The following is a 21663-nucleotide window of genomic DNA, read 5'->3' on the forward strand; positions in this document are numbered from 1 at the left end:
TGTCACTAGCTCGTGTTATTATAGGAGGAGTGTGAAAAAAAGATTAGTTTAAAGGATAGAATAATGAAAAAAATCATGGAGAAAGTGAGTATTCTCGCGCTTTCATTTATTTTGACGACCTCGTTTTCGATTTCGAGTGCGCAGTCGGCCATGTTTGCCTATTATAAGGGAATTCCTCACAGCATGATTGAGCTCTTGGTCTCGCTTCCTTCTGCAGGGATCATGGTTTCACTCATCTTCAATAAATGGATTGGACGCCTATTTTCAGAGCGCCAGATGATTGTGACGGGCCTAGTTGCTTACGCCCTATGTGGCTTTATTCCCTTAATCAGTCCAGCCTATCCGGTTGTCTTTTTGTCTCGGATTATTTTCGGGATGGCGGTTGGCTTGCTCAATGTTTCTGCCATTGCCATTATCAGTGAGCGCTATAAAGGAAAAGAACGCGTCCAAACCCTTGGCATTCGTGGTTCTGCAGAGGTTGTTGGGACGGCCGTTTTAACCTTTGGAGTCAGCCTCTTGATTCGCTTTGGCTGGCAGGCTGCCTTTCTCGTTTACGGCATCAGTATTCCTATCTTACTTTTGTATCTCTTATTTGTGCCTTATGGATCTACGACGGAAGCAGTGGAGGAAAAACACAAGGATGTCAAGATGACAGGGGGTCAATGGCGGACTGCGCTCGGCCTAGCGGTCGTTGCGGCAGCTATCGTCTTGTCCAATGTCATGATCACCGTTCGGATTCCAAGCGTGGTAGAGCAAGTGAGACATGGCACTGCCCAAACTGCGGGGGTTATTTTAGCAGCCATGCAATTTGTTGGGATCTTGGCAGGTTTGGCTTTCTCGCCCTTGACCCATCTATTCCGTGATCGTTTATTATTGGTTTCGGGAGTAGCTTATGGTGTGGCCCAAATGTTGATAGGGGTTTCTACCAATCTCTGGATGCTTGCCATTGTGACCGTCCTTGCAGGCTTTGCCTATAGTGTAGCTCTCACAACTGTTTTTAATGTCATATCTGATCAGATGCCTGCTGGAGTACTAAGTCAGGCAACTTCCATTGCGATTTTGGGGTGTAGTGCAGGTTCGATCGCGACGACCTTTGTTCTCAGCCTCTTAGGAACTGTTTCCTCAACTCCTGCCTTTATTTTTGGATTTTCTGGTATCCTCATGATCCTGGTTTCCTTTTTTGGCCTTTGGATTGTGCGAAAGAGCGGGAAGTAATTATGCGGCTAGATAAATTTTTAGTGGATTGCGGCGTGGGGAGCAGGACCGAGGTCAAGCAACTCCTCAAGCAAAAGAAAATCGCAGTGAATGGAAAAAAAGAGACAGCAGGAAAGCTGCAGATTGATCCAGACAAGGATCAGGTGACCTTTATGGGGGAAGATCTGGTCCATGAGACCTTTGTTTACTACCTGCTCAATAAACCGGCTGGGGTCATCTCAGCGACTGAAGATGATCATCACCAAACTGTGCTGGATTTATTGGATGAGACAGCGCGTCACAAGGAAGTCTTTCCTGTCGGGCGCCTGGATATCGATACCCATGGCTTGCTGCTTTTGACCAATAACGGGAAGCTCGCTCATGCCATGCTTTCGCCGAAGAAGCATGTGTCGAAGATCTACCGTTCCCAGGTGGCTGGGATCATGGATGAGGCAGATGTGGCCTGTTTTGAAGCAGGCATTGCCCTCAAAGACTTCACGACCTTGCCCGCGAGATTGCAGATCGTAGAGGTGAATGAGGCAAATGCCAGTTCCTACGTCGAAATCGAAATCGCTGAAGGAAAATTTCATCAGGTCAAGCGCATGGTTGCTGCCTGTGGCAAGGAAGTGGTGGATTTAGAGCGGATTTCTATGGGTCCTCTAACGCTAGACCCAAGCCTGAAATTGGGAGAATGGCGGAGACTCCAGCCTTCTGAACTCAAGTCCCTAGAGGTCTTCGGAGTTCCCTTATAAGCAAAAAACCAAGAGGCTGGGACAAAAGTTCTAGCCTCTCAATTATTTTTAGATTGTCGAGCAAGACGCAGTGGTTGAGTGGGCTCTACTACGCTGATTTCATCATCTTTTACAGCCCTACTCAACTGTGCGGAGGTGGGACGACGAAATCGAATTCTAACGAATTACCGATTTCTGTCCCACTCTCTATTTTTTATTTGTTTCAAAAAAATGTACTTAAAATACAAAAAGCATATATATTAGCTTGTCTTCTCAAAGTAAATCGATTATAATGAAAAAAGATGGGTTGTGTATAAATTCACAATATGTAGTGATAATTTTTCGACTCACATACCTTATCTAGTAAACGTAGAAAAAGGAGAAAAATCGTTTATGAAAAAGTGGCTTTATTCTGTTGTGACAACAGTTGCCCTATTTTTACTAGCGGCTTTAGGATTTGCCAAACCCAATAGTCCAGCTAAAGTCCATGCAGATACGATCAATGATGTTGTGACATCTGTAAACATCTCGAAATCAACTGGTGGAGCGATTACAGATCCACTCGGTGTTTGGGAGAGTTTTCAAGTTGAAGCAAACTTTGTGTTGCCGAATGGACGTGTAAAAAAGGGAGATCAGACCGTTATCCAACTTGGAGATGACTTTAAGGTCTTTGAAACGGACACCATTGACCTGCTGGATCCAAGTGGTCAAAAAGTTGCGACAGCAACGGTAGATGATCAAAGAAAGGTCATCACCGTAACCTATACAGACTATCCTGAAAGAATGGCCAATGTGACAGGGAAACTGCGTTTCTTTGCGCGTGTAGACCACCAAGTCGTCAAAGGACAAAAGACACTTGATTTTACTCTTACGATCGATAAGAAAGTGATTTCGGGTGGGAATATCGATTACAAAGGGGTCAATCCAGGTGAGAATCCTCCTACTCCAGAAGTTTTTAGCAAGTGGGGGTGGACCAACTCAGATGATAAATTAAAATTGACCTATACCTTGAATATCAATCAAGGCCATACAGCCCTTCATAATATTGACATTAAAGACCAATTGGCCTTTACAGATGGGAAGATCAAGGCAGATTCTGTTAACATCCATACAGGAACTTGGCAGGTTAGTGATGAAGATGGGGCTTATCATTTACGAGACACCACAAATGTCACGAAAAATTATTCCCCTGTTGTCAGTGCTGATGGTCAATCTCTAACGGTTCATATTGGAGATCTAGCTCCAGAACAAGGAATGACGATTCGCTATGATGTCTATTTGGACAAGGTCCCAGCCATCAATACATCCTACAAAAACAATGCGACAATGATAGCTACAGAAATCAAGGAGCAAAATAAGGTAGCAGACGTTCTGTATCAGTTCCTTGATGGAAAATTCAATGGTGAGAAATATTCCTTCACGATTCACAAAAAAGGTGAAAATGGTCAAGCGCTTGCAGGTGCTGTCTTTGCTGTGACAGCAGATGATACTGGTGAGCAAGTGGGAACCATCACGACAGATGAGAATGGTGTTGGTACCATTACGGGCTTGATCAAACAAGCTTATACGGTTCAAGAAATTCAAGCCCCAACAGGCTATGTTCTCTCTGAAGAACCTATCAAGATCAGCAAGGACGATTTTGGGAATGACCTTGCACTTTCTCGTGATGTTGTGAACCAAAAAGAAAAAACAAGTGTCTCTGGTCAAAAGACATGGAATGATAATGATAACCAAGATGGCAAGCGTCCATCAAAAATCACAGTCAATCTCCTAGCAAATGGTGTCAAAGTCGCTTCTAAAGAAGTGAAACCAGATGCTACAGGAACTTGGGCCTATCATTTTGATAATCTCGATGTGGTCGATGATGCTGGCAATGTCATTGCCTACACTGTTTCAGAAGAACCTGTTGAAGGCTATGAAACAACTATTGAGGGAACCAATATTACCAACAGTCGGACACCAGAAGTTGTTGAGATTCCAGTAACGAAAGTTTGGAAAGACAATGAAAACCAAGATGGCGTTCGTCCTGACAAGGTCACTGTTCGTCTCCTTGCAGATGGTACAGAAGTAGCTAGCCAAGAGCTAAGTGCAGCGACTGATTGGAAGACAGTCTTTACCAATCTTCCAAAATACAATCACGGCAAACAAATTGTCTACACAGTCACAGAAGACACAGTAGCCAATTACTCTGCTGCGATTGATGGAACAACCATTACCAATAGCTACAAGCCTGGTAAAACTAGCGTCACTGTTACAAAACGTTGGGAAGACAACAATGACCAAGATGGCAAACGTCCAAGCGCCATTAAGGTACAGCTCTATGCAGATGGCAAAGCTCAAGGAAAAGAAGTGGAACTTTCTGCTAAAAATAACTGGACCCATACCTTTAGCAATTTGCCTCTAAAAGCGAAAGGCAAAGAGATTCAGTACCAAGTGAAAGAAGTTGGAACAGTCAAAGGCTATACTAGTACGGTTGATGACAGTAACAAGGGAAATGTAGTGATCACTAATAGCCGCACGCCAGAAGTAACGGAAGTAGCGGTTAAGAAGATCTGGGATGACGCAGACAACAAAGAGGGTCTTCGTCCTGAAAAAATCACAGTTCGTCTCCTTGCGGATGGTCAAGAAGTGGCTGTAAAAGAAATCACAGCTACTGATAATTGGCAGGCAAGCTTTACGGATCTACCCGTATACAAGGAAGGTAAGAAGATTACTTACACCATTACAGAGGATCCAGTAGTTGACTATACAACAACTATTGATGGTTTCACGGTAACCAACCGTCATACGCCACCAACAACACCTCCGACCACTCCACCAAGTACACCACCAAGTACACCGCCAAGTACACCGCCAACGACACCACCGACCACTCCACCAACAACACCTCCTACAACGCCTCCAAGCACACCGGAAAAACCAGAAACTCCAACCACACCAAGAGAAGGAAAGAAAAAAATTCTCCCATCAACTGGTGAAGTTGTTGCATACGGGTTGACCATACTCGGTGCACTTTTAGCAGTTTTTGCTTTGGCTTTGCTCTTGCGTGGTAAACGGAAAGAGAAATAAGCTTCATACCGATAAAGAGGCTGGGACAAAAGTCCTAGCCTCTCAATTATTTTTGGATTGTCGAGCAAGACGCAGTGGTTGAGTGGGCTCTACTACGCTGATTTCATCAGCTTTTACAGCCCTACTCAACTGTGCGGAGGTGGGACGACGAAATCAAATTCTAACGAATTACCGATTTCTGTCCCACTCTCTTTTGAATAAGTTGCTTGAAGAATGTTCCATCAAACCGTCCAAATTCCCAAGGTTCTTTTTAGAAAAGAGAAAAGCTCCTCTCAAAGGAAACATAAGTGTTTGACAGAAAGATGAAATCTTGGTAGAATAAGAAGGTCGAATAGACAACTAACTCTTTCTTGGTAGCAGGATATGCCAAACCTGCCACTCGGATAGAGCATAAAGAAAAGGAGCTTATCATGGCAATCTCAAAAGAGAAAAAAAATGAAATCATTGCACAATACGCACGTCACGAAGGTGACACTGGTTCAGTAGAAGTACAAGTTGCTGTCCTTACTTGGGAAATCAACCACTTGAACGAACACATCAAACAACACAAAAAAGACCACGCTACTTACCGTGGTTTGATGAAGAAAATCGGTCGCCGTCGTAACTTGTTGGCTTACCTTCGTACAAACGACGTTAACCGTTACCGTGAGTTAATCAACTCTCTTGGACTTCGTCGTTAATCTTGCGTCTAAAACGTTTCTATACTTCGTTGACTTCGCCTCGATGTACCATTAGTACAATCTTCGGTTCGTCGCCTTGTCTAGAAACGTTTTATACAGCAAGAATGGAGCCCTCTGAATTCAGAGGGCTTTTTTGTTAATTTTGATAGAATATACTCAAGTATAATCTTCGGCTTCGGTTTCTAGCATCGTAAGGTAAAATAGACCAGATCTATCTCCCTTCGGGGAGATTTTTTGTTTTCACTAGGATTTTAGCCCGAGCTCAAAACGGCTCTCTGGATTCAGAGGGCTTTTTTCTTGTCTTTTCCTTATCGAACGAGATCCATCATTCTGAGGAAGTCGTTTTGTTTGACAGATGTAATGTATAGAGTTACAATTGATGCATCTTAAGAAATAGAGGTTATCGATATGATTGATATTACATATCTAGACGGTGCAAAACAAGAAAGAGTCATGCATTTTGATTCCTACGATGAGTTTGAACGCTCCCAACAAGCTTGCTTGATTAGAGTAGCAGATTTTTATCCTATTGTGAAACTGACCTATAATGGGCATGAATTGGATTACCAAGGGACTTACGGAGATGTCTTCTTCTATTTGATGAAGCAAGATTTGACGCAGTACCAAAACTAAAGGAGAAAGAAAATGGCAAAAGCAATTACAGATGCAACATTTGAAGCAGAAACAAAAGAAGGCTTGGTCTTGGTAGACTTTTGGGCAACCTGGTGTGGTCCATGTCGCATGCAAGCTCCTATTTTAGAAAAATTATCGGAAGAACTTTCGGAAGATGAGTTAAAAATCCTAAAAATGGATGTGGATGAAAATCCAGAAACAGCGCGTGCTTTCGGCATTATGTCCATCCCAACCTTGCTCTTTAAAAAAGATGGGCAGGTTGTTAAACAAGTAGCAGGAGTGCATACCGCAGCACAAATTAAGGCCATTGTGGCGGAGTTGAGTTAAAAAGCAAAAAAGCTAAAGAAGAATGAACCTTCTTTAGCTTTTTTTTGAATTTTATTCTCCCAATTCTGCACTGTAGGCAATAATTTGATCGACAGTGTCTGAAAGGAATTGGATGGTGTCGCGGAGTGGTTTGTCAGTCGAGATATCTGCTCCGATGATCATGGCTGACTCAAGTGGGGTCTTGCTACCACCTGATTTGAGGAGGTCTAGCCAATCTTTCGCTCCATTTTCGGAGTTTTTCAAATGCAAGTATCCCGCTGTTGAGATAACCAAGCCAGCTGAGTAGGTATAGCTGTAAAGCCCCATGTAGTAGTGGCTTTGGCGCATCCAGGTCAAGGCTGCATCGTCATCGATTTCAACGGCATCTCCCCAGAACTCTGTCAAGACTTCCTTCATGATGCTATTGAGTTTGCTAGCGCCGAAGGTTCCACCTTCTTCAATCAGGGTGTAGACCTTGCGTTGGAAGGCTGCTTCCAACAAGTGGGTGATGAAGTTGTGGAAGTAGGTATCTGTCAAACGGTGAGCCAAGGCAAAGCGTTTTTGACGAGGATCGTCAAACTGGTGTTCCAAATAGTCGCTGAGGAGGAGCTCGTTAAAGGTAGAAGGAGCTTCCACATAGTAGGTCGACATGTGGGCGTTGAAGTAGCTTTGGTTGTTGTCTGAGAAGATAAATTGACCAGAGTGTCCGATTTCGTGGATCAGGGTGTAGACATCGCTCATCCGTCCTGTCCAGCTCATGAGGACATAAGGATGGACGCGGTATGGGTCGGCTGCATAACCACCGGAATCCTTGCCTTCATTGGCCGCAAAGTCAACCCAGCGTTCAGTTTGGTAGCGGGCAATTTCGCGGGAGTATTCTTCCCCAAGAGGTGCTACAGATTTCATGACCAAATCATAAGCGTCATCAATGGTGACATCTGGGTTGAGTGCGCTGTCCAAATCCAACTTCCAATCAGCAAAGGTCATTTTCTCAAGGCCGTTGACCTTGGCCACGTGTTTGAGGAATTTTTGAGCGACCGGAGCAAAGTCCTTCATGATCAGGTCAATCTGACGGTCAAACATGGCACGATCCACTTCCTGCTCAGCTAAAAGATAGTCAAAGACAGAGTCGTAGCCCCGCATATCTGCAATCAGTTTTTCTGATTTGACTTGGGCTAGATAGGTAGCAGCAGCCGTGTTTTGGTGCTTGCGGAGACCTTCTGAGAAAGAACGAAAGGCTTTTTCACGGATTTCCGCATTCTCATGATTTTGGTAGAAGTTTTCATAGGTAACAAAGCTATTCTTGTAGACTTTTCCATCCACTTCGAAATCAGCCATTTCAAAGTCGCCTGCCCGCATCTTGGTATAGATGTCTTGTGGTCCGTAGAAGACTTCACCCAGGTTGGTCAAGGTCTTTTCCACATCAGCTCCCAAGTAGTGAGCTTTCTTGATTTTGGCTTGGCGAATGGCAAAAGTTAGGTGAGGAAGTTGTCCCAGGCGTTCGAGGACATCTTCATCTGCTTCGACCAAAGCATCATCAAAGAAGGAAAGTTCGACGCTGGCCCAAGTTTCGAAATCCATCCCTGCTTGGGCAATCTCTGCGAAAGCTTCGTCGCCAAAGTCAGTCGTTTGGGGCATAAAGCTGTAGTTGCCAATGTGGCTGAGTTGAATCTGAATCTGTTCAAAGATGGCAAAGGCAGCTTCGAAGTCTTCAAAGGTGTGGAGGTTGCCCTTGTAGTTACGGACAAATTCATTGATTTCTTCACGTGTTTTTTCAATGGCACGCAAGAAGTCTTCCTGGTCTTGGTAGAGGGCTGTGAGGTCCCAGAGTTCGTTCTCAGGAAATTCAGAACGTTTTTTTAATTCCATAATGTTCTCCTTTTGATCGGTATTCTTCCTTAAGTATAGCAGAAAATAGGACAGAAACATAGAGGGAGAGGGGAAAATGCTTGTTTGAAAATCTTGAAAGAGCTGGAAAAATTGACCATTTTTGATATACTAGGATAGAAATGAGGAGGTTTTTATGAAAAAGGTTATGATTTCACTACTGGCGGGTGCGTCCATTCTAGCTCTGGTGGCTTGTACGCCCAAACGCTATGAACGCCAAAGCAAACCGAAAGCGACAAGCTCTTCGTCGGTCAAAAAAGAGAAAAAGGATACAGGTCAAAAGTACTATCAAGAGGTATTAGATCGCTATAAGGCTTATGCAGTTGCCATTCATGCTAAAGACCAAACGGCTTTACAAAATGAACTGAAGAAGATTGATGCGACTTCAGAAGAATATGCCTATGTCTTTAACCTTCAAACACTTGGAAGTACCAATGAGTGGCAATATGCTTTTGAGGATCTTAATCGTGATGGTAATGATGAACTGCTGATTGGGGATGGCAAAACGATTGCTGCTGTGTATTATTTGAAAGATAACCAGCCAACCTTGCTCCATGTAGCCTATGTGGCTTCTGCAGGTGGCTATCGCTCCCGCTTAGATGTTTTTGACAATGGGCAAATCGTCTACGCCACTTGGCAATCCCTTAATCCAGAAATGGAATTGACCCTCTATTCACTAGGAAAAGGGGGAGCCAAGGAAGAAAAGAAAGCAACCATTCAAATTGGTGGAAAGGAAATAGCAGAACAAGCTCTTGGGATTTCAGCTAAGAAGTTGAACCTCAGTAAGCTAGACTGGAAAAAATTTGATGGTTCAGGGGATTCCAAATCAACAGCTAAAGCCGAAGAGAAAAAATCGGAAAGCTTCCAAGTGCAAGTCAGTGTGTCGGATCTCCGTATTCGAAAAGAGCCCTCAACCTCAGCTCCATCTGCAGGAATGATCGCAAAGGGAACTTACACCATCACGGAAACCATAGAGGCAGATGGTCATACTTGGGGCAAATTGGAATCTGGACAAGGCTGGATTGCCCTTGACTATACAACGCGAGTAGATGGAAATGCCGAATCAGCTCCTGCCCCTGCCAAAACAAGCACTGGGATGAATCTGGATGAAATAAAAGCTGGAAATTTCTCAAGTGTAGCGGGAGTTTGGAAAAATAAGTACGGTACGAGTATTGAGTTTGATGCGCAAGGAATTGTGAAGGTCAATGGTAGTGCTGTTAATGGTGTTCAATTTTCTGGTTTTTACTTCAAGGAGGGCAATTTACACGGAGTTAGTCGGATGCCTGGGGCAACGAATGACACGCCTATTCTTTTCATTCCTTCAAGAGAAGGTGGCAGTGAATCCATTTACTGGAGTAAGAGTGATGCTACGAATGGGAACGATTTGTACTACCGTGTGAACTAAAAAATAAGGAGACAAACATGAAAAAAATTGGAACATATTTACTAGCTGCAGCCCTCTTGCTTTCCCTAGCAGCTTGCGCTCCAAAACGCTATGAGCGTAAGCACAGTCCGGTAGGAGCTTCATCGGTCAAAAAATCATCTGACAAAGCCCAAGAAAAAGAGCAAACAGAAGAAGATAAGTCAGATGAACATGATAAAGAAGCCATTGGGACCTTGTCAAAAGCAGACCAAGCGGATATCTATTCGATCATTGAAAACAGTGCGTCTTTGACCTATTCACTTCAGGTGCAACCGACTCGTTTGCTGGAGTTGAACAATGATCACAGTGCAGTTGAAGGCTACTCGCAAGACATGTTCATTGATTACTACAATACCTACACGCCAGAAACCTATAATTTACAAGATATCATTGATAAATTGAATGCTGAAGAGACCTCGGACTCTATCCGTAGTCTGTCACAAGACCAGCTGATTCAACTAACAAATGAAAAGAAGGACGGCTGGATCTATTCGACAAAAGACAAGGCCTTCTACGAAATTGTAGCTGGTGGTCGTGGCGGAGCGATGCCACCGATGGAAATTCCTTCACCGGATGAATGGGTGGTCAATGAAGATTCGGTTGAAGTGACAACGACTATCCAAGGAACTTCCGATCCATACAGACGTTTTGTCTTGAAACGTAACAACAAGAACTACAAGGGTGGAACCCACAAAACACGCTTTTATGTCGACAGTACAGAATTCGTGAAATCGTAAAAATAATCAAAAGCTATATCCAGCTCTAAAATTTTTATATAGAACTTGCTGAAGATTCACAGAAAAAGGCCCTCAAAGCCTTTTTCTTTTGGGCTTGAATATGTTAAAATAAAAGGTATACGTGCTTGGATACAAAGATGAGGATATAACATATAGATAGGCTGCGTCAATCGAATGCTATCATGCGTAATTGAACCCGCCTACAACTCTGTGGAAAAAGATAAATCTACCTAGGAGCGTTCGCTCCGTCGTTCGATTTCCTATTTTCCTTTGAGTTGCTTAACGGCTTAGTATCTTGATCTTTGTAGGCAAGTCGTATAATTTTATCAATCCAAAGGGGATTACAATGACAAAACAAGTGTTTCAAACGACTTTTGCGGGTCGTGAATTGATTGTAGAGACTGGTCAGGTTGCAAAGCAAGCAAATGGCTCTGTTGTCGTGCGTTACGGTGAATCAACTGTCTTGACGGCAGCTGTCATGTCTAAGAAGATGGCAACTGGGGATTTCTTCCCACTTCAAGTCAACTACGAAGAAAAAATGTATGCAGCTGGGAAGTTTCCTGGTGGCTTTATGAAACGTGAAGGACGTCCTTCAACAGATGCGACTTTGACAGCGCGTTTGATTGACCGTCCGATCCGTCCAATGTTTGCGGAAGGTTTCCGTAATGAAGTGCAAGTCATCAACACAGTGCTTTCTTACGATGAAAATGCATCTGCCCCAATGGCAGCTATGTTTGGTTCATCATTAGCCTTGTCTATCTCAGATATTCCATTTGACGGACCAATCGCTGGGGTACAAGTAGGCTATGTGGACGGGGAAATCATCATCAACCCTACTCAAGAACAAGCAGAGCAATCGCTTCTTGAATTGACAGTAGCTGGTACCAAGCACGCTATCAACATGGTAGAGTCTGGTGCCAAAGAATTGTCAGAAGAAATCATGTTGGAAGCTCTTCTCAAAGGACACGAAGCCGTTAAAGAATTGATTGCCTTCCAAGAAGAAATCGTTGCGGCAGTTGGGAAAGAAAAAGCAGAAGTTGAATTGCTTCATGTGGATGCTGACTTGCAGGCTGAAATCATCGCAGCCTACAACAGCGACCTTCAAAAAGCAGTTCAAGTTGAAGAAAAATTGGCGCGTGAAGCTGCGACTCAAGCAGTGAAAGACCAAGTAACGGCTGTTTACGAAGAAAAATATGCCGACCACGAAGAGTTCGATCGCATCATGCGGGACGTGGCTGAAATCTTGGAACAAATGGAACACGCAGAAGTGCGCCGTTTGATTACTGAAGACAAGGTTCGTCCGGATGGTCGTAAGGTCGATGAAATCCGTCCTTTGGATGCACAAGTCGACTACCTTCCTCGCGTGCACGGTTCAGGACTCTTTACACGTGGACAAACGCAAGCCCTTTCTGTCTTGACCTTGGCACCAATGGGTGAAACCCAAATCATCGATGGTTTGGATCCTGAGTACAAGAAACGCTTTATGCACCACTACAACTTCCCACAATACTCTGTAGGGGAAACTGGTCGTTACGGTGCGCCTGGTCGTCGTGAAATTGGTCACGGTGCTCTCGGTGAGCGTGCCCTTGCTCAAGTATTGCCAAGCTTGGAAGAATTCCCATATGCCATCCGTTTGGTAGCAGAAGTCTTAGAATCAAATGGTTCTTCATCTCAAGCCTCTATCTGTGCGGGAACGCTTGCCCTTATGGCTGGTGGTGTGCCAATCAAGGCACCAGTAGCTGGTATTGCAATGGGTCTGATCTCAGATGGAAACAACTACACCGTATTGACAGATATCCAAGGTTTGGAAGACCACTTTGGCGATATGGACTTTAAGGTTGCAGGTACTCGCGACGGGATTACAGCCCTTCAGATGGATATCAAGATCCAAGGGATCACTGCCGAAATCTTGACGGAGGCTCTTGCTCAAGCCAAGAAAGCTCGTTTTGAAATCCTTGATGTGATCGAAGCAACCATTCCAGAAGTGCGTCCAGAATTGGCGCCAACTGCTCCGAAAATTGATACCATCAAGATTGATGTGGACAAGATTAAGATTGTCATCGGTAAGGGTGGAGAAACCATCGATAAGATCATCGCTGAAACAGGCGTTAAGATTGACATCGACGAAGAAGGTAACGTATCTATCTACTCGAGTGACCAAGCTGCCATTAACCGCGCTAAAGAAATCATTGCAGGCTTGGTTCGTGAAGCGAAAGTGGACGAAGTCTACCATGCTAAAGTGGTTCGGATCGAGAAATTTGGTGCTTTTGTCAACCTCTTTGACAAGACGGATGCCCTCGTTCATATATCTGAAATGGCTTGGACGCGCACCAACCGTGTCGAAGACTTGGTAGCCATCGGTGATGAAGTCGATGTGAAGATTATCAAGATTGACGAAAAAGGTCGTGTCGATGCTTCTATGAAAGCTCTTCTCCCTCGTCCGCCAAAAGCAGAAAACAGCGAGGAAAAAGGTGAAAAAACTCATCGCCATGGCGATCGTCCTCGTCACCACAACAAAGACCACAAACCTAAAAAAGACTTTACTATTACACAAAAAGATTCAGAATAATCATTAGAAAAGGAGGAGCACGGTATGGGATGGTGGCGTGAAACCATCGATATTGTAAAAGAAAATGACCCAGCAGCGCGTACCTCGCTGGAGGTCCTTTTGACCTATCCGGGCGTCAAAGCACTGGCAGCTCACCGTGTTTCCCACTTTTTGTGGAACCATGGCTTTAAGCTCTTGGCGCGGATGCATAGTCAGTTTTGGCGTTTTTGGACCCAGATTGAAATCCATCCAGGTGCGACCATTGCTTCTGGTGTCTTTATCGACCATGGAGCGGGCCTCGTTATCGGGGAAACAGCCATTGTTGAAAAAGGCGTTATGCTCTACCACGGGGTGACCCTTGGGGGAACAGGGAAGGATGTCGGGAAACGCCATCCAACGGTTCGTGAAGGAGCCTTGGTCTCCGCTCATGCCCAGGTCATCGGTCCGATTGAGATTGGGGCCAAGGCCAAAGTAGGAGCGGGAGCGGTCGTGGTCTCCGATGTACCGAGTGATGTGACCGTTGTCGGAGTCCCTGCTAAGATTGTGCGGGTGCACGGTCGAAAAGACGAACCAGTCATTCACCAAGAAGAAGAAAAACGGGAATATTATATGAATAAGCTGGAGCATGCCAAGGAAGCTAGCCATCGTTCATCCAGTTTGTAAGGAGATAGCTACGTGATTCAATCAACCAATACATTAAATGACCACCAACTACTGGAAGCAAAGGCCCTTATTGCCGTCTGTCAGAAGGATGACGGAACTTTTCGGGAGCCTTATCTCTCCAATATGCTCAATTTTGACCCCAACATGCCCGCCTTTTTTCTTTATTACGAAAAAGGTGAACTTGTTGGCCTATTAACCGTCTATGCAGATGACCAAGATGTGGAAGTAGCGATACTGGTCCATCCAAATCATCGCCGTCAGGGAATTGCGCGTGCATTGTTTACGATTTTTGAGAAAGAAACGGCATCTTATCCCATTGAGTCTGTGACTTTTCAGACAGAGCGTGTTTTTCTAGAGCGCCATCCGGAGTTTGCCAGCAATTGGGGACTGGTTGAGGATGAAGAGACAGAAACTTGGTTAGGTAAGGATAGAAGACCTTATCTGTTAGCAACTGTCTCTAATCTTGAAGTTTTGTTAGCAGATCGTTCCTATCAGGAGCAAATTAGTCAGTTAAAATTTCAGGCATTTTCAGAGGAACATGAATCGAGAGAAGTTGTGGATAGATATGTCGCTGAAGCTCTAAAAGATCTAGAAAGTCGCCTATATATTTTATTAAAAAATGGTCAGGTTATTGGGACTTGCACGGTTGATTTATCGAGTAATACGAATTACCTCTATGGTTTAGCAATAGCCGAACTTGAACGTGGCAAAGGCTATGGGAGCTACCTGGCAAAATCCCTTGTCAACCAACTCATTGAGCAAAATGACAAGGCCTTTCAGATTGCCGTGGAAGACAGCAATGTAGGTGCCAAACGTTTGTATGAAAAGATTGGCTTTGTCAAACAGACTCAGGTGGTTTATCTAGATAGGAAAGAGTGAATAAATGTTACTAGAAGAATTTGAAAATGTACCTGCTGTTATCGAGCCAACTGACCGAAGCCTTCTTAGTAGTGGAGAAATCTGTGATACTATAATTCTGTCTTTTAATGGAGAAATCCTTAAACGAGTAAAGCAGATAGACGGAGTCTATGAAGGTGGCTATCTTACCAACCTAAATGGCAAATTTTCATGGTATATCTATGAAGTAGATGGACTTAAACTTGCAGTTGCTATGGCTACTATTGGAGCTCCAATGGTTGTGGGTTTCTTAGAAGAACTCAAAGCGAGAGGCTTTAAGAACTTTATCGTTTTGGGCTCTTGCGGAGTTCTAGATCAGTCTATTCAAGCAGATAAAATTATTATACCAAGTTCAGCTTTACGTGATGAAGGTACTAGTTATCACTATGCTCCAGCAAGTGATGAAATTTCTTATGATGAAGTGCTTCTCTCAACTCTGGAGAACGCTTTGAACAAATCTGGTATTGATCACATTCGGACTAAAGCTTGGACGACAGATGCCTTCTACCGTGAAACAGCTGCTAAGGTTAAACGAAGACTTGCAGCAGGAGCGAAAGTTGTAGATATGGAAGCTTCGGCTATCATGGCTTGGGCTCAATATCGACAAGCCAAGGTCTATCAATTTTTCTACACGGCTGACTATGTGGATCATCACAATCATGAATGGGATGCTAGACGTGAAGATAGAAAAGCAGATGCTATGACTTTCTTTAAGATTGCTGTCGATATTGCGTTAGAGTTGGAAAAATGAGAATATAGATTCAAAAGCTAGAAACAGAAAGGAAATGAAGCGTGTTAAAAATTTATGATACCATGTCTCGTGATTTGCGAGAATTTGTCCCCATCGAGGAAGGGAAGGTCCGCATGTATGTTTGTGGGCCAACAGTTTACAACTATATCCACGTTGGGAATGCCCGTTCAACGGTAGCCTTTGACACGATTCGTCGCTACTTTGAGTATCGTGGCTACGAAGTTGCCTATATTTCCAACTTTACCGATGTGGATGATAAGATCATCAACCGTGCCAAGGAAGAAGGCATCACCCCACAAGAAGTGGCGGATAAGTACATCGCGGCCTTTCGTGAGGATGTGACGGCTCTTGGGGTCAAGCCTGCAACCCGCCACCCTCGTGTGGTTGAGTTTATGGATGACATCATTCGCTTTGTTACCGACTTGATCGAAAAAGGCTATGCCTATGAGAGCCAAGGCGATGTCTATTTCCGTGTGGAAAAATCTCACAACTATGCTAAGTTAGCCAATAAAACTTTGGAAGACCTAGAGCTAGGAGCTTCTGGTCGGACAGATGAGGAAACAGCTCGCAAGGAAAATCCAGTCGATTTTGCCCTCTGGAAAGCTGCGAAGCCGGGTGAAGTTTCTTGGGAAAGCCCTTGGGGACCTGGTCGTCCTGGCTGGCACATTGAGTGTTCGGTCATGTCAACGGGGATTTTAGGCGATACCATTGATATTCACGGTGGTGGAGCTGACCTTGAGTTTCCGCACCATACTAATGAAATTGCCCAGTCAGAGGCTAAAACTGGTCAAACCTTTGCTAATTACTGGATGCACAATGGCTTTGTCAATATTGACAATGTCAAGATGTCCAAGTCCTTGGGCAACTTTATCACTGTGCATGATGCCTTGAAGACGATCGATGGCCAAGTGCTTCGCTTCTTCTTTGCGACCCAGCACTACCGCAAGCCCATTAACTTCACAGAAAAAGCTGTCCGCGATGCGGAGACCAACCTTAAGTATTTGAAAAATACCTATGAGCAACCTTTCGCCGGAGAAGTGGATCCAGCAGACTTACAAAACTTTGTGGACAAGTTTATTGCGGCCATGGATGAAGATATCAATGCCGCAAACGGAATCACCGTTGTCTTTGAATTGGCCAAATGGATCAATTCAGGTCACTACAATCAAGACGTTAAGGATGCCTTGGCAAAGATGTTAGAAGTCTTTGGAGTGGTCTTTGTTGAAGAAGTTTTGGATGCAGATATTGAAGCCTTGATCGCTGAACGTCAGGAAGCGCGGGCTAAGAAAGATTTTGCGCGAGCAGATGCCATTCGCGATGAATTGGCTGCGCAAGGAATCAAGCTCTTGGATACAAAAGAAGGTGTAAGGTGGACACGTGATTGATGTCAATCTAATCAATGGGATCGCCCTTGCCTTTGAAGGGGATGCGGTCTATTCCATGTATATTCGTAGGCACCTAATTTTTCAAGGGATGACCAAGCCCAATAAGCTTCACCAGGCTGCAACCCGCTACGTCTCTGCTAGAGCTCAGGCTAGCTTGATTGAAAGCATGCTGGAGCAAGAAATTCTGACAGAAAAAGAGTTGGAGATCTACAAGCGCGGTCGCAATACCAATAGCCATACCAAGGCCAAAAATGCGGATGTCGTGACTTATCGCATGTCGACAGGCTTTGAAGCCGTCATGGGCTATCTTCATATGACGGGTGAGCTTGCTCGTTTAGAAGAATTGATCAACTGGTGCATCCAGCAAGTAGAAGAAGGAAGAAAGCAGTGAAAAATATCAGAGAGTGGTTTCCTCATGCAGAGGTGACGGATCAAGCCCATCCACCAGCTGGTTATGTAGCGATACCCCTTCAGGCTCATCAATGGCTGCTACTGAAGGAAGAAGAGCTAACCGAGCGAGAAAAACAATTGATTTCCTGGTTGGGAGGTGAAGAAGAGGTTGCCCCCAATCCTTGGTACCAATACCTGATCGATGGAAAGGGAGAAGCCCCTCAGGTCATCAAAAAAATGCAGCTTGTCTATTGCCATCTCTCGCACTCAACAGCGGAAGGGATGGCTTCTTGGTTAGAGATGATGCAGACACTCTTGCCCAACTTCCGAGCAACCTTGCAACTGAGTGGACAAGATTATGTGCTCATTCTGGACCAGGACCAGTCTTTGCCTGTGGCCGATATCTTAAAAGATACCGTCTCTGCTATGGAATATGACTTCAATATTCGTTTATCTATCCTGGTCGGGCAAGTATGGGCCGACTCAAAGGAAGGAAAAGTGTCTCCGGTTATACGAGCAGAACAGGCGGTCTTTCGACCTTGGATCCGAGAAGGGCATCAAGGCGTCTATCGCTTTTCCCAACTCTATCTGTGGGGGATCGAGCAGGCAGGTCTGGACCTTACTCCAATCAAAGAAAGCTTGTATCAGTTGATTGAAAGTCAAGATCAATTGCAAGACATCATTGTCGCTCTTTGGGAAAATGGGGCAGTCGTGACCAAGGCGGCCCAGCAACTCTATCTCCATCGCAATTCGCTCCAATACAAGATTGATAAGTGGGAAGAGCTAACGGGTCTCCAGTTGAAAAATCTGACAGATCTGGCTCTTTGCTACCATTTAGTCTTGCAAGATGTCATTTAAACGGAATCAATCGAGAGTTTTGTGCAACTTGCACAAAACTCTTTTTCTTTTTTGTGAGACTTGCCATAGCTTTGTAAAGCGTTTTCATTTACAATAGAATTATAAAAATCAAAGGAGTACCATCATGGTAGAATTAAATCTTAAAAATATTTACAAAAAATATCCAAACAGCGAACACTATTCAGTTGAAGATTTCAACTTGGACATCAAAGACAAAGAGTTTATCGTTTTCGTAGGTCCTTCAGGATGTGGTAAATCAACAACTCTTCGTATGATTGCTGGTCTTGAAGATATCACAGAAGGTGAATGTTCCATCGATGGTACTGTTGTAAATAACGTAGCACCTAAAGACCGTGACATCGCCATGGTATTCCAAAACTACGCTCTTTACCCACACATGACTGTGTACGATAACATGGCCTTTGGTTTGAAATTGCGTAAATACAGCAAGGAAGATATCGACAAACGTGTACAAGAAGCAGCTGAAATCCTTGGCTTGAAAGAATTCTTGGATCGTAAACCAGCTGACCTTTCTGGTGGTCAACGTCAACGTGTGGCTATGGGACGTGCCATTGTCCGTGATGCAAAAGTGTTCTTGATGGACGAACCATTGTCAAACTTGGATGCGAAACTTCGTGTATCCATGCGTGCTGAAATCGCGAAAATCCACCGCCGTATCGGAGCTACAACCATCTACGTAACTCACGACCAAACAGAAGCGATGACATTGGCTGACCGTATCGTTATCATGTCTGCTACTAAAAACCCAGCTGGTACTGGTACAATTGGACGTGTAGAACAAATCGGAACTCCTCAAGAAGTATACAAAAACCCAGTGAACAAATTCGTAGCTGGATTCATCGGAAGCCCTGCAATGAACTTCATTAACGTGAAATTGGAAGGTGGACACATCGTTGCTAATGGATTGAATTTGAAAGTTCCAGAAGGTGCTTTGAAAGTTCTTCGTGAAAAAGGCTATGATGGTAAAGAATTGATCTTTGGTATCCGTCCAGAAGACGTGAATACAGAAGCTGCATTCCTTGAAACTTTCCCAGAATCAGTTGTGAAAGCTACGATCTCTGTGTCTGAGTTGCTCGGTTCTGAATCTCACTTGTATTGCCAAGTTGGTGACAACGAATTCATCGCTAAAGTGGATGCGCGTGACTACCTTGGAACTGGTGCAACCATCGAACTTGGATTTGACTTGAACAAAGCTCACTTCTTCGACAAAGAAACTGAAAAAACAGTATACTAATACCTACTGACACTATAGAGACTGAGACGATTTGTCTCGGTCTCTTTCATTTTAAGGAGACAAGACATGGAAAAAGACTGGTGGAAGGGGAAGGTTGCTTACCAGATCTACCCAAAAAGCTTTAAGGACAGCAATGGCGATGGTGTCGGTGATTTAAAAGGAATCACGGAGAAACTCGATTACCTTCAAGACTTGGGGATTGATATCCTCTGGTTATCGCCTATTTACAAGAGTCCGTTTATTGACCAGGGCTATGATATTTCTGACTATTATGCCATTGATCCTATTTTTGGAACTATGGAAGATATGGAGGAGCTGATTGCGGAAGGTAAGAAACGGGGCATTTCTATCATTATGGACTTGGTGGTTAACCATTGCTCCAGTCATCACGAGTGGTTCCAAAAGGCTTTAGCAGATCCAGATGGCCCTTATGCGGACTACTTTTACTTCATCGAAAGTGACAAAGAACCCAACAACTGGGAAAGTTACTTTGGGGGCAGTGTTTGGGAGCCGGTTCCTGGCACCAATAAGTACTATCTCCATTCTTTCCATAAGGACCAGCCAGACCTCAATTGGCAAAATCCTATCTTGCGCGAAGAAATTTACAAGATGATCAACTGGTGGTTGGACAAGGGAATTGCGGGCTTTAGGATCGATGCTATTATCAATATCAAAAAAGATCTAGAATGGCGTTCGCTTCCGTCTGATCGCGAAAATGGCTTGGTCCCAGTACCGGAGTCTCTAGTGAATGCCCAATCGATTGAACCATTCTTGCAAGAGTTAAAGGAGCGAACCTTCGCCAAGTACAATGCCTTCACAGTAGGGGAAGTGTTCAATGAAACCGACGAAGAGTTACATTTCTTTATCGGAAAAGATGGCGTTTTCTCATCGATCTTTGATTTCAAACAAACCTGCTTAGGGAAGGAAGGAAAAGGCTGGTTTGACCATAGTCTTCCAACAGCAGATGAACTCAAGGAAAGTATTTTCCAAGCGCATGAGCGCGCAGATAGTATTGGAGTTCTCTCGACCATCATTGAAAACCACGATGAGCCTCGTGGGGTGTCCCATTATATTGCTGAAGGTCCAGTAAACGACACCAGTAAAAAAGCTTTAGGGACTATTCAGGTTTTGCGCAAGGGAATTCCGTTTATCTATCAAGGCCAAGAAATTGGAATGGAAAACCAAGTCTTTGAATCAGTAGAGGACTTTGATGATATCGCGACCATCAATGGCTACCATGTGGCTAAAGAAGCTGGTTTGAGCGAGGAAGAAGCCTTAGCAGTGATTGCCAACTACAGCCGAGACAATGCGCGGACACCGATGCAGTGGACAAGAGAGCCAGGTCTGGGCTTTAGCGATGGACCAGCCTGGCTGATCAGTCCCAAACCAGATTATTCCATTAATGTGGAAGACCAGGAAAAGGATCCAGATTCTATTTTGAATTATTACCGTCAGCTGACGGCCTTGTATCGTCATCCCCTCTATGGGAATACCATCCGGTTTGGAGATATGATCCCAGCTTATCGGGACCGTGAGAATATCATCGCCTTCGAACGCCGTGGGGACAAGCGTCTCATGGTAATCAGCAATTTCCAAAATCGCCAGGCCACTTTGGAGTTACCAGCTCCGATTAAAACGCTCGTTTTAAATAATACTGCTGGGTTGTTCCAAGAAGGAGACCAGGTATTAGAATTGGCCCCTTACCAAAGCATTGTGCTGGAATTGGTGGAATAAGGAGAAACTTTGCATCAGTGTTGGACTTTAATGTAGAATAGTATTTTCATTAAATATTCTGGAGAAATTTATATAAGTTTTTTATACTTTAGAATCAGTCAAGTATAAACTGAAACTTTCCGCCGTGAGAAAAGTGCTTGAAACATTATTGTTTCAAGCACTCGGGAGTTTTGGGAGTAAAACAGTTCGGGGAACTGTTTTAGCCTGAGCCTAAAAATTAAAAAGCGAAGGGGTCCAAAACGAATTGAACACGGGCTGCGGATTGTGTCAAAAGCGCAAAATACATTAGTACTAAATCCAAGACACAGTAGCTGATTGAATTCTTCTCTCACCTTTTAGCTTGGAAGAATCCTAATCAGCCTTGTGGGGGCAGGACAACGAAGCAATACCATACAAAAGTGCTTCTGTCCTGCTCCCTATTTTGACTGTATCCGCAGACGCCCTTTATATCTTAATCAGTCATGGAACTTCCTGGATTGCTGAAATCATCCACCGGATAATTTCACCTAACCTCCGTACTCA

The 21663-nt window shown here is 44.2% G+C and carries 18 protein-coding genes; 17 read left to right on the top strand and 1 reads right to left on the bottom strand.

Annotated features, from left to right (window positions below; genetic code table 11):
- Positions 1–63 precede the first annotated feature (63 nt).
- The 6 genes from NMM13_RS07550 (at position 64) to trxA (ending at position 6634) form a co-directional block, all read left to right on the top strand.
- Positions 64–1215 carry an MFS transporter gene (locus NMM13_RS07550; protein ID WP_254728364.1) on the top strand — a complete coding sequence of 384 codons (1152 nt, stop codon included), beginning with the start codon at positions 64–66 and terminating at the stop codon, positions 1213–1215.
- Positions 1216–1217: 2 nt separating this feature from the next.
- Positions 1218–1946, top strand: a complete 729-nt coding sequence (locus NMM13_RS07555; RefSeq protein ID WP_049483512.1) for a pseudouridine synthase — start codon at positions 1218–1220, stop codon at positions 1944–1946.
- Between the two features lie 372 nt (positions 1947–2318).
- Positions 2319–4994 carry a Cna B-type domain-containing protein gene (locus NMM13_RS07560; RefSeq protein WP_254728366.1) on the top strand — a complete coding sequence of 892 codons (2676 nt, stop codon included), beginning with the start codon at positions 2319–2321 and terminating at the stop codon, positions 4992–4994.
- 410 nt (positions 4995–5404) lie between these two features.
- Positions 5405–5674, top strand: coding sequence for a 30S ribosomal protein S15 (rpsO, locus tag NMM13_RS07565; protein WP_003004251.1), 270 nt, complete (start codon positions 5405–5407; stop codon positions 5672–5674).
- Between the two features lie 408 nt (positions 5675–6082).
- Positions 6083–6307, top strand: a complete 225-nt coding sequence (locus NMM13_RS07570; RefSeq protein ID WP_254728368.1) for a DUF4649 family protein — start codon at positions 6083–6085, stop codon at positions 6305–6307.
- A gap of 12 nt (positions 6308–6319) precedes the next feature.
- Positions 6320–6634 (top strand): thioredoxin, encoded by a 315-nt coding sequence (gene trxA / locus NMM13_RS07575; protein ID WP_003013593.1) that lies wholly within the window; start codon positions 6320–6322, stop codon positions 6632–6634.
- Positions 6635–6685: 51 nt separating this feature from the next.
- On the opposite strand, the gene pepF is transcribed toward trxA, so the two are convergent.
- On the bottom strand, positions 6686–8482 hold the full coding sequence (gene pepF / locus NMM13_RS07580) for an oligoendopeptidase F (protein ID WP_214255251.1): 1797 nt from the start codon (positions 8480–8482) through the stop codon (positions 6686–6688).
- A 154-nt stretch (positions 8483–8636) separates the two neighbouring features.
- On the opposite strand from pepF, the gene NMM13_RS07585 reads away from it, so the two are divergent.
- The 11 genes from NMM13_RS07585 (at position 8637) to NMM13_RS07635 (ending at position 21141) form a co-directional block, all read left to right on the top strand.
- Positions 8637–9905: a DUF6287 domain-containing protein gene (locus NMM13_RS07585; protein WP_254728370.1), complete on the top strand. Its 1269-nt coding sequence runs from the start codon at positions 8637–8639 to the stop codon at positions 9903–9905.
- Positions 9906–9922: 17 nt separating this feature from the next.
- Positions 9923–10660, top strand: coding sequence for a hypothetical protein (locus NMM13_RS07590; RefSeq protein ID WP_254728372.1), 738 nt, complete (start codon positions 9923–9925; stop codon positions 10658–10660).
- 346 nt (positions 10661–11006) lie between these two features.
- Entirely contained in the window at positions 11007–13229 is a 2223-nt protein-coding gene (gene pnp / locus NMM13_RS07595) for a polyribonucleotide nucleotidyltransferase (protein ID WP_254728374.1), read from the top strand.
- Between the two features lie 24 nt (positions 13230–13253).
- Positions 13254–13871 (top strand): serine O-acetyltransferase, encoded by a 618-nt coding sequence (gene cysE, locus NMM13_RS07600; RefSeq protein ID WP_254728376.1) that lies wholly within the window; start codon positions 13254–13256, stop codon positions 13869–13871.
- 12 nt (positions 13872–13883) lie between these two features.
- Entirely contained in the window at positions 13884–14750 is an 867-nt protein-coding gene (locus NMM13_RS07605; RefSeq protein WP_254728378.1) for a GNAT family N-acetyltransferase, read from the top strand.
- A 4-nt stretch (positions 14751–14754) separates the two neighbouring features.
- The gene (locus NMM13_RS07610; protein ID WP_070449743.1) at positions 14755–15519 is read left to right on the top strand and encodes a nucleoside phosphorylase; all 765 of its coding nucleotides are present in this window, start codon (positions 14755–14757) and stop codon (positions 15517–15519) included.
- A 41-nt stretch (positions 15520–15560) separates the two neighbouring features.
- The gene (gene cysS / locus NMM13_RS07615) at positions 15561–16904 is read left to right on the top strand and encodes a cysteine--tRNA ligase (RefSeq protein WP_070449746.1); all 1344 of its coding nucleotides are present in this window, start codon (positions 15561–15563) and stop codon (positions 16902–16904) included.
- Positions 16897–17295, top strand: a complete 399-nt coding sequence (locus NMM13_RS07620) for a Mini-ribonuclease 3 (RefSeq protein WP_049503453.1) — start codon at positions 16897–16899, stop codon at positions 17293–17295. The genes cysS and NMM13_RS07620 overlap by 8 nt, the downstream gene beginning before the upstream one ends.
- Positions 17292–18152: a helix-turn-helix domain-containing protein gene (locus tag NMM13_RS07625; protein ID WP_254728380.1), complete on the top strand. Its 861-nt coding sequence runs from the start codon at positions 17292–17294 to the stop codon at positions 18150–18152. The genes NMM13_RS07620 and NMM13_RS07625 overlap by 4 nt, the downstream gene beginning before the upstream one ends.
- A gap of 124 nt (positions 18153–18276) precedes the next feature.
- Positions 18277–19407, top strand: coding sequence for an ABC transporter ATP-binding protein (locus tag NMM13_RS07630; protein WP_023919456.1), 1131 nt, complete (start codon positions 18277–18279; stop codon positions 19405–19407).
- Positions 19408–19473: 66 nt separating this feature from the next.
- The gene (locus NMM13_RS07635) at positions 19474–21141 is read left to right on the top strand and encodes an alpha-glucosidase (RefSeq protein WP_254728382.1); all 1668 of its coding nucleotides are present in this window, start codon (positions 19474–19476) and stop codon (positions 21139–21141) included.
- Positions 21142–21663: the final 522 nt, after the last annotated feature.

The sequence above is a fragment of the Streptococcus sp. CF8_St5-11 genome (assembly GCF_024295625.1).
Taxonomy (GTDB): domain Bacteria; phylum Bacillota; class Bacilli; order Lactobacillales; family Streptococcaceae; genus Streptococcus.

What these genes read in the sequence shown, in the direction of transcription:
- NMM13_RS07550 (WP_254728364.1), top strand. Translation starts at nt 64, where the DNA reads ATGAAAAAAATCATGGAGAAAGTGAGTATTCTCGCGCTTTCATTTATT.
- NMM13_RS07555 (WP_049483512.1), top strand. Translation starts at nt 1,218, where the DNA reads ATGCGGCTAGATAAATTTTTAGTGGATTGCGGCGTGGGGAGCAGGACC.
- NMM13_RS07560 (WP_254728366.1), top strand. Translation starts at nt 2,319, where the DNA reads ATGAAAAAGTGGCTTTATTCTGTTGTGACAACAGTTGCCCTATTTTTA.
- rpsO (WP_003004251.1), top strand. Translation starts at nt 5,405, where the DNA reads ATGGCAATCTCAAAAGAGAAAAAAAATGAAATCATTGCACAATACGCA.
- NMM13_RS07570 (WP_254728368.1), top strand. Translation starts at nt 6,083, where the DNA reads ATGATTGATATTACATATCTAGACGGTGCAAAACAAGAAAGAGTCATG.
- trxA (WP_003013593.1), top strand. Translation starts at nt 6,320, where the DNA reads ATGGCAAAAGCAATTACAGATGCAACATTTGAAGCAGAAACAAAAGAA.
- pepF (WP_214255251.1), bottom strand. Translation starts at nt 8,482, where the DNA reads ATGGAATTAAAAAAACGTTCTGAATTTCCTGAGAACGAACTCTGGGAC.
- NMM13_RS07585 (WP_254728370.1), top strand. Translation starts at nt 8,637, where the DNA reads ATGAAAAAGGTTATGATTTCACTACTGGCGGGTGCGTCCATTCTAGCT.
- NMM13_RS07590 (WP_254728372.1), top strand. Translation starts at nt 9,923, where the DNA reads ATGAAAAAAATTGGAACATATTTACTAGCTGCAGCCCTCTTGCTTTCC.
- pnp (WP_254728374.1), top strand. Translation starts at nt 11,007, where the DNA reads ATGACAAAACAAGTGTTTCAAACGACTTTTGCGGGTCGTGAATTGATT.
- cysE (WP_254728376.1), top strand. Translation starts at nt 13,254, where the DNA reads ATGGGATGGTGGCGTGAAACCATCGATATTGTAAAAGAAAATGACCCA.
- NMM13_RS07610 (WP_070449743.1), top strand. Translation starts at nt 14,755, where the DNA reads ATGTTACTAGAAGAATTTGAAAATGTACCTGCTGTTATCGAGCCAACT.
- NMM13_RS07630 (WP_023919456.1), top strand. Translation starts at nt 18,277, where the DNA reads ATGGTAGAATTAAATCTTAAAAATATTTACAAAAAATATCCAAACAGC.
- NMM13_RS07635 (WP_254728382.1), top strand. Translation starts at nt 19,474, where the DNA reads ATGGAAAAAGACTGGTGGAAGGGGAAGGTTGCTTACCAGATCTACCCA.